General features: G+C 46.2%; 10 protein-coding genes and 2 rRNA genes. 5 read left to right on the plus strand and 7 right to left on the minus strand.

Features of this window, described 5'->3' with window-relative positions; genetic code table 11:
• The 3 genes from B5P39_RS20260 to B5P39_RS20270 all read left to right on the plus strand — a co-directional run.
• A 23S ribosomal RNA gene (locus B5P39_RS20260) occupies nt 1-106 on the plus strand; the annotation flags it as partial.
• Between the two features lie 178 nt (nt 107-284).
• Nucleotides 285-400, plus strand: a 5S ribosomal RNA gene (gene rrf, locus B5P39_RS20265).
• A gap of 249 nt (nt 401-649) precedes the next feature.
• Complete coding sequence (locus tag B5P39_RS20270; protein ID WP_088212750.1) at nt 650-3,100, plus strand: EAL domain-containing protein; 2,451 nt, start codon at nt 650-652, stop codon at nt 3,098-3,100.
• On the opposite strand, the gene B5P39_RS20275 is transcribed toward B5P39_RS20270, so the two are convergent.
• Both B5P39_RS20275 and B5P39_RS20280 read right to left on the minus strand, forming a co-directional pair.
• The gene (locus B5P39_RS20275; RefSeq protein WP_088212751.1) at nt 3,057-4,070 is read right to left on the minus strand and encodes an alpha/beta fold hydrolase; all 1,014 of its coding nucleotides are present in this window, start codon (nt 4,068-4,070) and stop codon (nt 3,057-3,059) included. The two genes, B5P39_RS20270 and B5P39_RS20275, sit on opposite strands and share 44 nt — an antisense overlap.
• Nucleotides 4,071-4,172: 102 nt before the next feature.
• Complete coding sequence (locus B5P39_RS20280) at nt 4,173-5,978, minus strand: DUF885 domain-containing protein (RefSeq protein ID WP_088212752.1); 1,806 nt, start codon at nt 5,976-5,978, stop codon at nt 4,173-4,175.
• Nucleotides 5,979-6,189: 211 nt separating this feature from the next.
• On the opposite strand from B5P39_RS20280, the gene add reads away from it, so the two are divergent.
• Complete coding sequence (add, locus tag B5P39_RS20285; protein WP_088212753.1) at nt 6,190-7,185, plus strand: adenosine deaminase; 996 nt, start codon at nt 6,190-6,192, stop codon at nt 7,183-7,185.
• Between the two features lie 71 nt (nt 7,186-7,256).
• Here add and hemN read toward each other — a convergent pair whose 3' ends face one another.
• The 5 genes from hemN to B5P39_RS20315 all read right to left on the minus strand — a co-directional run bounded on the left by hemN (nt 7,257) and on the right by B5P39_RS20315 (nt 12,150).
• Entirely contained in the window at nt 7,257-8,633 is a 1,377-nt protein-coding gene (gene hemN, locus B5P39_RS20290; RefSeq protein WP_088212754.1) for an oxygen-independent coproporphyrinogen III oxidase, read from the minus strand.
• 258 nt (nt 8,634-8,891) lie between these two features.
• Complete coding sequence (locus B5P39_RS20295) at nt 8,892-9,359, minus strand: DUF2489 domain-containing protein (RefSeq protein WP_088212755.1); 468 nt, start codon at nt 9,357-9,359, stop codon at nt 8,892-8,894.
• Between the two features lie 68 nt (nt 9,360-9,427).
• Complete coding sequence (gene yihI, locus B5P39_RS20300) at nt 9,428-9,982, minus strand: Der GTPase-activating protein YihI (protein WP_088212756.1); 555 nt, start codon at nt 9,980-9,982, stop codon at nt 9,428-9,430.
• A gap of 82 nt (nt 9,983-10,064) precedes the next feature.
• Nucleotides 10,065-10,703, minus strand: a complete 639-nt coding sequence (locus B5P39_RS20305; protein ID WP_039977643.1) for a class I SAM-dependent methyltransferase — start codon at nt 10,701-10,703, stop codon at nt 10,065-10,067.
• An 823-nt stretch (nt 10,704-11,526) separates the two neighbouring features.
• On the minus strand, nt 11,527-12,150 hold the full coding sequence (locus tag B5P39_RS20315; protein ID WP_088212757.1) for a c-type cytochrome: 624 nt from the start codon (nt 12,148-12,150) through the stop codon (nt 11,527-11,529).
• Nucleotides 12,151-12,319: 169 nt separating this feature from the next.
• On the opposite strand from B5P39_RS20315, the gene yihA reads away from it, so the two are divergent.
• On the plus strand, nt 12,320-12,979 hold the full coding sequence (gene yihA / locus B5P39_RS20320) for a ribosome biogenesis GTP-binding protein YihA/YsxC (protein ID WP_088212758.1): 660 nt from the start codon (nt 12,320-12,322) through the stop codon (nt 12,977-12,979).
• Nucleotides 12,980-13,864: the final 885 nt, after the last annotated feature.

Below are 13,864 nucleotides of genomic sequence, written 5' to 3' on the forward strand. Positions count from 1 at the left end.
AAGTCCACTAAAGAGCCGTTCGAGACTAGGACGTTGATAGGTCAGGTGTGTAAGCGTTGTGAGGCGTTGAGCTAACTGATACTAATGACTCGAGAGGCTTAACCATACAACCCAGATGGGTTTTACTGAAAATGTTCCAGACATTTTCCAGTACTTCCTCCTTCCCTGGAGGTCGTACAGTACTTAGACGAATACAAACACTTAAGAAGTGTAACTCAAAGCAGCTTTCCGAATTTAATTTACTGCCTGCATCAAGATAAGACGGGTAGTGAATAACAAATTTGCTTGGTGACAATAGCATTGTGGTCCCACCTGATCCCATCCCGAACTCAGAAGTGAAACGCAATCGCGCCGATGGTAGTGTGGGGTCTCCCCATGTGAGAGTAGGTCATCGCCAAGCGCCTAAATATTCTCGTGAAGAGAGCAGAAAGCCAGCTGAATAAGCTGGCTTTTTTGTTTTTGTTGTTTTCTGTTTTATTAACTTATTTTCTATTCTTCACTTTATCGTCTCGTTTACTAGCGGTTCTTTCAATCGATTAGCGTATTTAGTCTAAAATAACTCCACTTATGTTAAGTCTTTTTGCTTAGTAACGGGTTTCCCGTTAGCATACTGGGCGTCCATCTTTTTATTAAAGACATTTGGCTACCCATGCTTCGCAAACTCTCGCTCGCAGTATTAATTCCTGTCTGCATGCTGGCACTTTATTTAGTGTTGGTTACGGCTGAGTATTTCTATGAGAGCGAGCTGGTACGTAATGAACTGGCCGATCGCCAAGTGAGCCAGATAAAGCAGCAACTTTTACGAATGCAAACGATAGTGCAGTCGGCGCAAGCGTTACAAGATGTTGAACGTATCGAGCAGGAAGTCTCTCTGGCAACCTTAGATATGAATGTCATGGTTTATATCTTGCTGGATGCGAATAGTCGCATTCGATTTGCAAATCATACTGTTTGGCGTGATAGCAATGCCATTGAAGTGATTGATGGTTACGATGTGGTTAGGCATCATGCCGTGGTGCAGTCTGGACAGGTGAGTGTTTCAATAAATCCAGACCGATTATCGATTCAAGCCTATTATCCCGTCGATGCTCAATATCCTGGAGCGACAGAGCTTATCTATCTTGAGTCTGATCTCGCGCCGTTAGTGGCTAAAGCTTCAACCGAATTACAACAACGATTTATGCGTGTCTGGGGGCTCGGGGCGCTGTTGCTAATCGGTTTTACCTTTGTTCTATATTACCTCTTAATCCGTCCTTTCAAGATGTTAAGTGAATCGGCGAAGCATGTAGGCACTCCCGAGTTTTCGACCCAAGTGCCTTGGAGTGCCTCCGAGGTCTTGTCTCTACAAACGACACTGCAGCAGGTTCATGAACATCTAGGGCGTGCAGTTAAGCAGCTGAATGATAGTGAGCAACGTTGGTTGTTTGCGGTTGAAGGTTCACGCAATGGGATCTGGGATTGGAATATTCGTTCTGGCGAAGTGTTTTTGTCCGATCGTTGGAAGGAAATGATTGGTTATCAACCCGATGAGCTAGAGGAAGTGTTCCAGACCTGGGAAACGCGTTTGCATCCCGATGATAAGCAAGCCGTGTTGGACTGCCTGCAAGAGTATGTCAGTGGCAAGACGAAAGAATTTGAGAGTGTCCATCGCTTGCAACATAGAGATGGGCATTATGTTTGGGTATTTGACCGTGGCATGTTAGTCGATTGGGACCACCTTGGTCGACCGACTCGGATGATCGGCATTCACGTCGATGTCTCCGAGAGTGAGCGAAACCATGCTGCGATTGCCGAATTAGTGAAGCAATCTGTGGCAGGGCCTAAGATGCTCCCTGAAACCTTTATGGCGCAGTTATCCCAATACCTTAATCAACGAACCAGTGCGGGGCATTGGGGGGCTTTGTTATTACTCAATGTTGAAACCCTTGGGGCGAATGACACTCTTACATCCCATGAGCTTGAGCGATTGTTGTCGCAATTAAGTGCAAGGCTATCGAGTTATTTTGCTGAAAATATTGTCGTTGCTCATCTCGAATTGGGCCGGTTCGCCTTGTTAGCTAAGGAGTTGGCTGCCGATGCGAATATGGCTGGACGTCGAGCATTGGCGTTGGCTACTGAGCTTAAACAAATCGCCACTCGTCCCTTCCATTATGGTGAACATGATTTTCGTTTAAATGCGAATATTGGGATTTGCTTATTAGATTCTGTGGATACGCTTGCGCCAGAACTCGCCGTGCGACGTGCCGAACTGGCGATGCAGCATGCTCAGTCTAGTGAACACGCAGGTTGCGCTTTCTATCACCCAGATTTAGAACGCTCGCAGGATCCTGAGTCGTCTTTATTGAACAGATTAGAGCGTGCGATAGCTGAAAATCAGTTGTCGTTAATGTTCCAGCCAGTGGTGGATATGCAAGGCAAGATAGTGTCGGCCGAGGTTCTGTCTCGCTGGCATTTAGCGGATGGGGAAATTGTCCCGGTCGCTAAATTTATTGATTTAGCCGAGCGCCATGGCTTGATTGCATCGCTCGATTTAAATGTGGCTACGCGCGTTTGCCTGTTGATTAAGCAATTGAAACAGCAGGGTATTAACCTGCCACGTTTAACTCTGAATATTAGTACCTTATCTTTCTGCCAAGTCGATTTTGTCGAGCAATTGGTTGCATTAACCCGTCGCTACGAGCTGGATGACAATCAGCTGGGAATTGAGTTAACCGAGAGTGCATTACTAACATCAGCCTCCTTTATTCTGCCGAGGATCAGTCTGCTCGCAGAAGCTGGGGTGGCAATAACCCTAGATAACTTTGGTGCGGGACAGGGCGCCTTGAGTTGCTTACGTCACTATCCCTTGCGTGAGGTGAAGCTCGATTTACATTGTGCCGCTAACTTAACGACTGATACGAGCTGGAGCCAAGCGCTGATTCAGCCGATACAAGCCTTTAACTTGCCTATCGTGGCCAAAGGTGTCGAATCACCACAGCAACAGCAGCTATTTAGCCGCTTAGGCTGTACTCACTTCCAAGGCTACAATATTGCCCGCGCCTTAAGTGTTAATGACTTTAAACAGCTTGTTTGTCCACGTCCCTTGTTGCGTAGCGTTTAAAAAAGTCGAGTGCGTAATTCAGCGCTTGATTACGGTAGCTATCTTTCTCCATAAAAATCTCATGGGCAGCCCCTGCAATCACTTTTAATTGGCAATTTGAGCTTACCGCCAGATTTTGTGCGGCATTGTCGACAATTTTATCCTCACTGGCTTGCAGGATCAGAATAGGCGTACGGATATGTGCCGTGGCCAATACACAGGCGTCGGCCGCATCTAAAGATTCAGTCAACCAGCGGTTAGTGGGTGAGCCTAATTGCAGCTTTGGCGCCGCATCGTACAACTCTCGGTAGGCTTGATAACGACTCTGGCAATGGGTGAGATCATTGCCCTTAAAAGGAGCGGCCTTATAGTTTTGCCCGCTGAGGACATAGTTAGGCTCCCCGCCGTTGAGACTGGTATCGAGCTTACTCGCAAGCCAACGGACAAATCCTTTGGGCATAGGTAACTTAATGCCATACATGGGGGCTGAGAATGCCGCCGCCGTAAACACATCCGGATGTTGTTTGAGATACAAGGTACCGATGGCGCCGCCCATAGAATGCCCGAGCAAGAATAGTGGCGAAGTGGCATGTTTGAGTACAACGGTTTGCATAAACAGGGCAAAGTCGTCGATATAGTCATTGAACCGCCGTACATGGCCTTGATGGGGATTGGCCGTCATGCGGCTCGATAATCCTTGGCCGCGGTGATCGATAGCAAACACCGAATAGCCTTGCTGATACAAGTCAAATACCAATTCTTGATACTTTAAGTAGGATTCAACCCGGCCGCTGCTGATAACTATGCTGGCATGGGCCTTAGGATGCTTGACCATCATGTAGGCCAAGGTTAATCCATCGGGCGTTTTGAGTGTGTCTTGGACAACGGTCTGCCAGAAGGCTTGCTGTTCAGAAGTATTTAAATCGTGTTCCGTTGAAAAAGCTACTTTGGAAAACTCTTCCCTTGGAAAGTTTAGGGGCGTTTGGCTCATACTCTGTCGCACATCTCGGGCAAAAAGGTTTGCTAGAGTGTATCAGAGAACTGGGGCGGGCAGGAAAGGGAGCAGGAAAATACCCGCTCCCTTGGGATGAGCTTAAATCGCGGCTTTTTGCGCTTCGATAAAGTCGTTTATCTGCTGCTCCAGCACCGACATAGGTACAGAACCATTCTCTAATACGGCGTCGTGGAAGGCGCGAATATCAAATTTATCGCCTAAGGCTTGCTCGGCTTTCGCGCGTAGGCGTTTAATGGTGAGCTCACCAATCTTGTAGGAGAGCGCTTGCCCTGGCCAGGTAATGTAACGGTCAATCTCAGTCGTCACATTGTGGAGCGATAACGCCGTGTTGCTCGCCATAAACTCGATGGCTTGTTCTCGACTCCAGCCTTGGGCGTGCATCCCCGTATCGACAACGAGACGAGCGGCGCGCCACATCTCATAGGTTAGGCGCCCAAAGTTACTGTAAGGATCTTGATAGAATCCCGCTTCTAATCCTAAGTATTCGCTATACAATCCCCAACCTTCACCAAAGGCCGAAATATAGCTGTAGCGACGAAAATCAGGCAACGAGCTCAGTTCGGAGTTCAGTGAAATCTGCAGATGATGCCCGGGCACGGCTTCGTGCAGCGTGAGCGCTTCGAGTTCATAGAGCGGGCGCTTATCTAAGGCGTAGGTATTAACCCAGTAGTAACCCGGCTCGTCATCACGATTAGATCCTGAATAACGCCCTGAGGTGTATTTAGGAGCGATTTCAGCAGGCACCGGCGCGATACCATAGGGTTTACGAGGCAATTTACCAAAATATTTGGGCAACATGGCATCGGCTTTTTTGGCAATAAAGGCCGCTTCCTTCAGGAGTTGATCCGCACTGGTGGTGTAGAACTGGGGATCGGTTCTCAAGAAATGTAAAAAGTCGGCAAAGCTGCCTTTAAAGCCTACAGACTTAATGACTTGCTCCATTTCCTGGCGGATACGTTTTACTTCCTTTAAACCCAGCTCGTGCACTTCGGCCGAGGTCATATTTAAGGTCGTGTAGTAACGAACACGGTTCTCATAGAAGGCATCACCATCGGGTAAGCTGTTGGCGGCAATATTTTCCCGAGTGTTGGGCATATACTCCTGGGTCATAAAATCATAGAAAGCCTGATAGGTCGGGAGCACATTCTGTTCGACCGATGCTCGGCCTTCTTGGGTCAGTTGTACTTTTTGCGCCTCGGTAAAGTGGCTAGGGTACTGAGTAAAAGGCTTGAAATAACTGCTTTTCTCTACCGGTAAGATGTAAGCACTAATGCTGTTTTCAAATCCCTTGAGCGTCGCTCTAGGGGGTGTAATGCCTTCCTTTAAGCCTTGTTTTAACCAATGGGTTTGCTGGGCAAAATAGGTCGGTAGTGCCTTAAGCTTACCTAGGTAGTTTTGGTAATCCTCTAGGGTGTTGAATCGCCCTTGTGCAATGGAGGATATATAGGCGTGGAAGCCGCTCTCTGCAGTGATTGGCAGGTAGTAATCCTTGTATTTATACAGGTCGACCTCGTTTTGGATCTGATCCTCAAGGATTTGGGCGTTGATTTTATCTTCTTTACTCAGCTTGCTGCGATCTAGGGCTTTCAATTGGGCGAGGATGGCAATTTGTCCCTGATTGAGTTTGGCTAAGGCTTCTGGGGACAGATCTTGCAGTTTACCCGCAGCACTCTTATCCCCCATTCCATAGGCCATTTCAGGGCTGGCACTGAGTTGGAGTTGCCAACTTTGATCCACAATCGCTTGCAGTGCTGGGGCCATAGTCTTGGCTGTGGACTGCGCAACGGCTACCGTTGTTTGTTTGGTGGATTCGATTGGGGGTTGAACCGCGCTACAGGCACTAAGTGCGCAAATCAGTAAGCTTGGGGTAAAGAGTTTATGCATGATTTATCTCGGATATTTTCGTTGTTATTGAAGTCATTATGCCTGAGGTTTACCCCAGATTGTTGTACGCATATTAAGCAGAATTGTGACTGAATGTGAATTTAAATCCCGCCCTTAGCTGAGTGCCACCAAAGAATGCGTGTTAAACTTAGGGTCCGCCCTAGACCAAATAACAAAAGCATTGGCTGGGTAGTTCACATAGGGGTTAATTATGATCAATACATCCATTCCATTGGTGGATTTGCATCGTCACTTAGATGGTAACGTGCGAGTGAACACCATTTGGGAACTCGGACATCAACACGGCATTGCTTTGCCTGCCGATTCTTTAGAGACTCTCGCGCCATTTGTACAAATTCAGGGGAAAGAAACCAGCTTAGTCGCCTTCTTGAAGAAGCTTGACTGGATGGTGGCCGTTCTCGCTGATTTAGATGCGGTAAAACGTGTCGCCTATGAAAACGTGGCGGATGCGGCGTTATCTGGCCTTGATTATGCGGAGCTGCGTTTTAGCCCATATTACATGGCGATGAACCATAAGCTACCGATTGAAGGTGTGGTTGAAGCGGTTATCGATGGGGTGAAAGCGGGCCTGAAAGATTACCAAGTTAAAATCAATCTTATCGGGATTATGTCGCGCTCATTCGGCCAAGCTGCTTGTACTCAGGAGCTCGAAGGCCTGCTCGCCCATAAACAACATTTAGTCGCGATGGATTTAGCCGGCGATGAGCTTGGCTTCCCTGGCGAATTGTTTAACGAGCACTTTAAGCGAGTGCGAGACGCGGGCTTAGCCATTACCGCCCATGCGGGGGAAGCGGCGGGTTCACAAAGTATGTGGCAAGCGATTCAGGAGCTGGGGGCGACACGTATTGGCCATGGCGTGAATGCGATTCACGATCCTAAGCTGATGGAATATCTCGCTAAACACCGTATCGGTATCGAATCTTGCCCAACCAGCAACCTGCACACATCGACTGTGTCTTCCTATGCGGAACATCCCTTCAGAACCTTTATGGATGCCGGTGTGTTGATAAGCCTTAACACCGATGATCCGGGTGTGAGTGCGATTGATATCAAGCATGAATACCGCATTGCCAAGTCTGAACTAGGTCTAAGCGATGCTGAACTGGCTCAGGTGCAACGCAACGGGGTGGAAATGGCGTTTTTATCCGAGAGTGAGCGCAAGGCGCTGTATGCGGCTAAAGTTTAAGTAAGTAGCTCTATTTCCCAATAAAAAATCCGACATTTGAGTCGGATTTTTTTATTGGAGATGCGTCAGTGTTAGATCACACGGGAGAACTGTTGTTGACGTGCTTTTTGACGGTAGTAAAGGTCGAAGCACATACAGATATTGCGGATCAACAGACGGCCTGTGGGGCTGATGGTGATCTTTCTGTCGGTTACCTCGACTAACTTATCGTCGATAAAGGTTTGCAGCAGTTTTAAGTCTTCGGCGAAGTATTCCTCAAACTTAATCCCCAGTTTTTCGTCCATTTTTGCCATATCTAAATCGAAGTGGCAGATGAGTTGTTTGATTACGACGCGGCGAATTTCATCGTCACGGTTCAGGCTACAACCTTTCCACAGTGCATGTCCGTCTTTGTCGATGGCTTCGTAGTAAGGACGAATATCCTTCTGGTTCTGCGCATAACAATCGCCGATTTGGCTGATTGAAGACACGCCCAGACCGAGCAGATCGCATTCTTCTTGGGTGGTATAACCCTGGAAGTTGCGGTGCAGTTTGCCTTCGCGTTGCAGCTTAGCCAGCTCATCATCAGGCTTAGCGAAGTGGTCCATGCCAATGTACTGATAACCCGCGCCAGTTAAGGTCTCGATCGTTTGATGCAACATCTCGAGTTTTTGTTTCGGCGAAGGTAAGTGTTCATCTTTAATCTTACGCTGCGCGGCAAAACGCGCGGGTAAGTGGGCATAGTTGAACACTGAGAGACGATCGGGCGACAGGTCTAACACGCGCTGCATAGTAGCGGCGAATGTTTCGGGTGTCTGATGTGGCAGACCGTAAATTAAGTCGATATTGGTTGAGACAAATCCCATGGCCTTGGCTTTGGCCATTAAATCGAAAATAAATTGCTCGTCCTGCTCACGGTTAACCGCGACTTGTACTTCTTTATTGAAGTCCTGCACCCCGATAGAAATGCGGTTAAAGCCCGCTTCTTTTAAGGTATCGAGCATTGAAAGCTCAATCTCACGCGGGTCAACTTCGATAGAGAACTCACCTTCAGCGGCAAAGTTAAAGTTAGCCTTGATTAAGTCGGTTAACTTCATAATTTGCTCAGGATTTAAGAAAGTTGGCGTGCCGCCGCCCCAGTGCATTTGGGTGACTGTGTAGTGCTTAAACAGCGGAGCGCGCTTAATAATTTCGTGGCTCAAATACTCGATATATTGATCGGCCTTGTGGGCGTGGCGAGTGATAACTTTATTACAGCCACAGTAGTAGCAAAGTTTGGCGCAGAAGGGGATGTGAATATACAGCGACAGTTTGTCACTCTTACTGTTTTCAATCGCCGTTAACAGGTTTTGTTCAGTGAATGAATCATCGAACTCCAGCGCCGTTGGGTAAGAAGTGTAACGGGGACCGCTGTAGTTATATTTTTCGATCATCGACTGATCCCAGCTTATCTGAGTGGGCTGCTTCAAGGCGTGTCCTCCGAGGGTAAATTAGCAACAAGCGAAGTATGCAAGGTTCTTAGCCAAATAACCTTGATCTAGGTTGTAAAAATGATGTCTGTCCTTTTAGAAGTTACGCAATATCTATGAAAAAGGAGCCAATGTCTGTTGTTTTTTGGAGGTTTTGTGCACAGGCTCACGGGAAGCCGTACTCTGTGTGGGAAAAGAAATGCGGGAGAGATTGAGCCCCAAAGCTAAGGTTTTGGCCTTGAGGCTAACGTTATCGGCCTAATGCGGGGCTTTTAACTGATAACTGGAGAGCTTTTTGGCATCGGCGGTAATGCCTTCGGCCAGTTCAGCTTCAGATTTCATGCGGACAAAATCGAGCTTCATGCGCTCTTGCTTCGGCAGGGCTTGGCGAGCTTCCATAATAGGGTGATCTTTAATCAGCTCAAAGTGTTGGAAGAATGCTGGGAACTCAGGCGCAACCCGCTCGCTTAAGGATAAAATTTCAAATAAACGGCCAATTCTCACCACGCCTTCAGAGATTTCGCAGCGGTCGTCAATCATGGCGGTGGCGATATAACGAATATCTTCTAGCACTTGAGCGCGTTTCGCGTTAGCCGCAGCTTCACGCTCGGCAGTGAGCGCCTGTTGGCGTTGTTTCTGTTGCTTGAGTTTGAGGAGTAAGAAGGTGGCGTAGCTACAGAGGGCAACAATGATGATAAAACCAAGCAGGATAAGAGTGGTAGACACGTAAACTCCTTGTTTAGACAGCATAAAAACAAAGACATCGCGCTTTGTTTTTATGCACACTCTAAGATTTAAAACTTATCTTGATAATCTTTTAGCAGTTCGGCACCCGATTCAAAGCGATCGAACAGGTCATCATCTGAATCGACTTTAGATTTTTTCGCTGGCGCTTCATCTTCTAGCTCATCGCTGATACCCAATTTAATCATCAGGGCTTCAATCTTGTTCAGCTGCTGATCTAACCATTGTTGGTCGTCATTGCTTAAGTTACGGCCTTCTTCGAGCATATCGAGCAACTGGTTCAGTCTTGGATCTTCTTCCAGTTTCAGCAGTTTTTGCTCGTCAGTTAGCTTAGGTTGCTTAACCTTTGGTGTGGCTGGCTTCTCAGTGGCAGTTTGTAAGGCCAATGCCACAGGCTTTTTGCTGCCATGGCGAGGATCTTTACTTTGCGCAGCCTTTTTCTGTGGTGCTTGAGCATTGATCAGTGCTTCATTATGACGACTGCCAGACTTATTGCCCTTTTCGGCGCGCTTGCCAGTGACTTCTGCACGGTCCTGCTTTTTCACTCTTGGCTGTAATTTAGGGCTATTCTCGCCGCCCTTGCGTGTTTTCTTGCTACGAGACATGATTTTCTCAATTGTTTACAACGTATGGCCTAGCCGATACGGGATCGACTCGGTACTAAATTCGGTCGGCTGTTATACCAGATTATGATGTTTTTTGCATCAAAACGAGGTCTTTCGCGGCAAATAATAGTTCAAAATCGCTATTACTCGCCAGGTATTCAAAGGTTTGTCTTTGGTAAAAACTCACGTGAGTGAGATTGTTTTTATAATGCCATTTAGCAAAACCTTCTAAATCAATTAATAAGGGTGTGCTAATCGCTAACCAGCCACCCGATTTGAGTAAACGGGTCAGTAAACTCCATTCTCTGCTGGGGTGCTGAAAGTGCTCAAAAACTCGGTAGCAGCAAATAAAATCATACTCTTGCTTGAGTGTTTCGTGGTCTGGCGCGAAAAAAGGATCATACTGTTTGAAAGTGTGTCCCGCCGATTCAATAGTCGCCAGACTGGTTTGATCTAACACGCGGCCAAAATTTAAGCCCGTGAGGCTACCTTTTTGCTGCAATTGTATTTGTGTCAGTAGCGGTAAAATAAATTGCGACAGTTGGCGCTGTTTGGCGGCAATCCGCGAACGGCCATAACGCTGTTTTTCTGCCGCGGGAGGAAGATGACTATTTGCGTCTGCAAAGGTGAGTCCGCATGTCTGGCAAACATAAAAACACCGTTTCTTGTCCTGAAGGAGCAACAGTGTTTGCGTGCTATGACAAAGGGGACATCTGCGCATTGAGTCAACTAGAAAAGTATTAAGGTCTTGATTGTAACAATTATATTGCGGTAGTGCACTTTCGGAGCTGGATGTATGCTGGTGGAGAATCACAAAGAAAAAAGGCGGCAGTTAAACTGCCGCCTTACAAACGGTGCATTTTGCACCCTATTCTGATTCCAAGTATCCTTACTTGCTATGCGACTTTCCCGGTCGGTATCCTTCTTTTTTTTACTGCTTTCCCTGCATCATTTTAGTTATCGGTCTTCCAGACACTTAATTAGCTTCTGTCGCCATCCTGACCACAGTTTCCGTAGATGGTCTCAAGACACATCTTTATTACAGCGTCATCAATGACGTTAAGTTAACCATCCATGTTGCTTGAAGTACCTTCCAGTGATAACAAGCTTCCAGCCAGTGCATCCAAAGCTATTAGCTTCCTTTGCTACAGTTTGAATCATTCAAACTGTGTCCTGATGGGGCAAGTTACCCTGAGTGTAAGGCGATTTGCTTATCGCAAATTGGCGTTATCGGCCATCCCTTACAAAAATGTACTGACCGGGATTTCAAGGCGAAATCACTGCTCTTATTATTATTAGAGAGTGGTCTTAGTTATATTATTGTTATTGAGAGTCTTTATTCTTATATCTTGAATGTTAATTATACCGAAATCTGCAAGTTATTATTAATTTATTTGTACAAACAGATGGGTTTATCTCGGTACGGGGCTTATTAAACCCAAATCTGTGATCTATGTCAAGCATGAATCTTTATCAGTTTACGTTAACGTAAACTTTGTGACGATAAAAAAGGGTGACTATGCACCCCTTTTCATCGCTAAAACCTATTTCAGGCTAGCAATATATTTAGATAATGCTTCGATATCACTGTCGCTTAACTTTTTCGCGACATCTTGCATCATGCCGTTGAGATCATTGTGGCGACCCGCATCACGGAACTTAGTCAGTTGGATCTTGATGTAGTTAGCGTGTTGACCAGCTAATGCAGGGAAACCCGCTGACTCAGCACCTTTACCATCTGGACCGTGACATGCCATACAAGCTGTGATGCCGCGTGATACATCGCCACCTTTGTAAAGTTTTGAACCTAGCTCAGGAACATCTTTCGCCTCAGCAACTTGGATTGCTTGGCTAGAGAAATAAGCGCTGATATCAAGAATATCTTGATCGCTTAGAGGCATTGCCATACCACTCATGATAGGATCCATACGACCATCTTTACCGCCAGATTGCGCCGCACTACGGAAATCATGTAGTTGCTTTTGGAGGTATGTGGCGTGTTGGCCCGCAAGCTTAGGGTACATATCGATCATACTGTTACCGTCCATGCCGTGACAGGCAGAACAAACGATAACTTTAGTTTTTCCCGCTTCAGCATTACCTTCAGCAATCGCAGGTGAAGATATGGCGGCAACTACAACAGACAGCGCAAGAGCTAACTTTTTCATGGCGTTCCAACTTCTGGTTAAGATTATTATCCTGAGCTTACTAGGGTGACCCGCAAGCGTGGTAAAATATGTTTAATGTGATCGGGGTAATATTTTACACGAAAACGTGGAAAAGTAAGCAATTCTTCATAAATTATGGTATTGCGCAGTAAATATATTGGAGTAAATAGTGACTGAATCTCATATAGATTTTCGCAGGGCGAAGTTTTTAATCAGTGCACCTGACATTGCACATTTGGATCAATATCTGCCCGGCGACGTTGGTGTTGAGATTGCTTTTGCTGGTCGCTCCAATGCCGGAAAATCGAGTGCACTCAATGCATTAACTGAGCAGAAAAACTTAGCGCGTACCAGTAAAACGCCAGGTCGCACTCAGCTGATCAACGTATTTGAACTCGATGCGCGGCGCCGATTAGTCGATTTGCCGGGTTATGGTTTCGCCCAAGTGCCTTTAGCGATGAAATTAAAATGGCAACAATCCCTCGGCGAATATTTGCAGAAGCGTGCGTGCTTAAGTGGCGTTGTGGTATTGATGGATATTCGTCATCCGTTGAAAGATCTGGATATGCAGATGATCGAATGGGCGGTTGCGAGTGAAATTCCAGTACTCGCATTACTGACTAAGTCCGATAAATTGGCGCAAAGTGCGAAGATGAAAACCGTGAACGAAGTGCGTAAAGCGCTGGTTGAATTTGGTGATTGGGTTCAGGTTGAGCCTTTTTCTGCGCTCAAGGGCACGGGCAAACCTAAAGTGCTGAGTATCTTAAATGAATGGTGTCATCCGCAATGGTTGGCCGATGAGTTAGAAAACCAAGACGACGCCGAGTAAGTCTTTTGCTTTATGGTCGGATGCCTCGAGTGCATTCGGCCATCTTCCCCTGCGATATCTCCCTATAAAGCAATCTATTTCTCCCCCCTTAAATTTTGGGCAAAAAAATAGCCGATAACATTAGTCACCGGCCAAAATTTTAGCTCTTTTGGGGAGAAGCTAAATTCAACAAGACTCAAGCACCATCAAATTACCTTCAATGGTTCTCAATGAAGACAGCATACATCGAATTTACCTTTTATTAAAGTAAATACTCTAAAATTTGCTCGCCTTTGTTGAAATCATCCCTAGGCCGAAAAAAGAGCAAAAAAAAGCCCCAGCAAACAAGTTGCTGGGGCGCCAGAATTTGGCTCGTCACTATTAGTGAAATAAAGGTCTGAAAGATAGAACATCTTAACCTCTGTACCCTACGCAGAGAATAATACGCTATTTATCTTTAAATGGAAAACAGTTTTTTTGAAAAAGTGATAATTGTGTGCGGTAGATCTCAACTTTTAGGTGAAAAAAACAGCTATGTTTGATCTGATATTTTCACAAAAGGCATTTAAGTCACTGATTTAGCTAAATTGACCGTATTTTTAGTACAGAATTGATCAATTTTTCAGATTTAATGTTTTTACTCTATTTTGGTGATTGTTCTTGGTTGTATCCATCAGCGAACGATTGTTTAGGCTTGCGTGGATTGTCACGCGGATAGAAGGTTGTAGTTATGGCGGCGTTGAAGCATCGAGAATTGAGGTGGAGGATTGCATTTGGTGACTGAGAGCATTGTACGGAGAGTCAAATGCTGTTTCCCGCTCTTGAGGCGGCTTAGCCATTAAGGTTTTCGCCTGCGTAAGCAACTTCTCGTTATGTTGTTCTTTGCAACGTCGAGTTTAGCGGTGC

This window comes from Shewanella sp. Shew256, from assembly GCF_002196695.1.
In the GTDB taxonomy this organism is placed as follows: Bacteria; Pseudomonadota; Gammaproteobacteria; order Enterobacterales; family Shewanellaceae; genus Shewanella; species Shewanella mangrovisoli.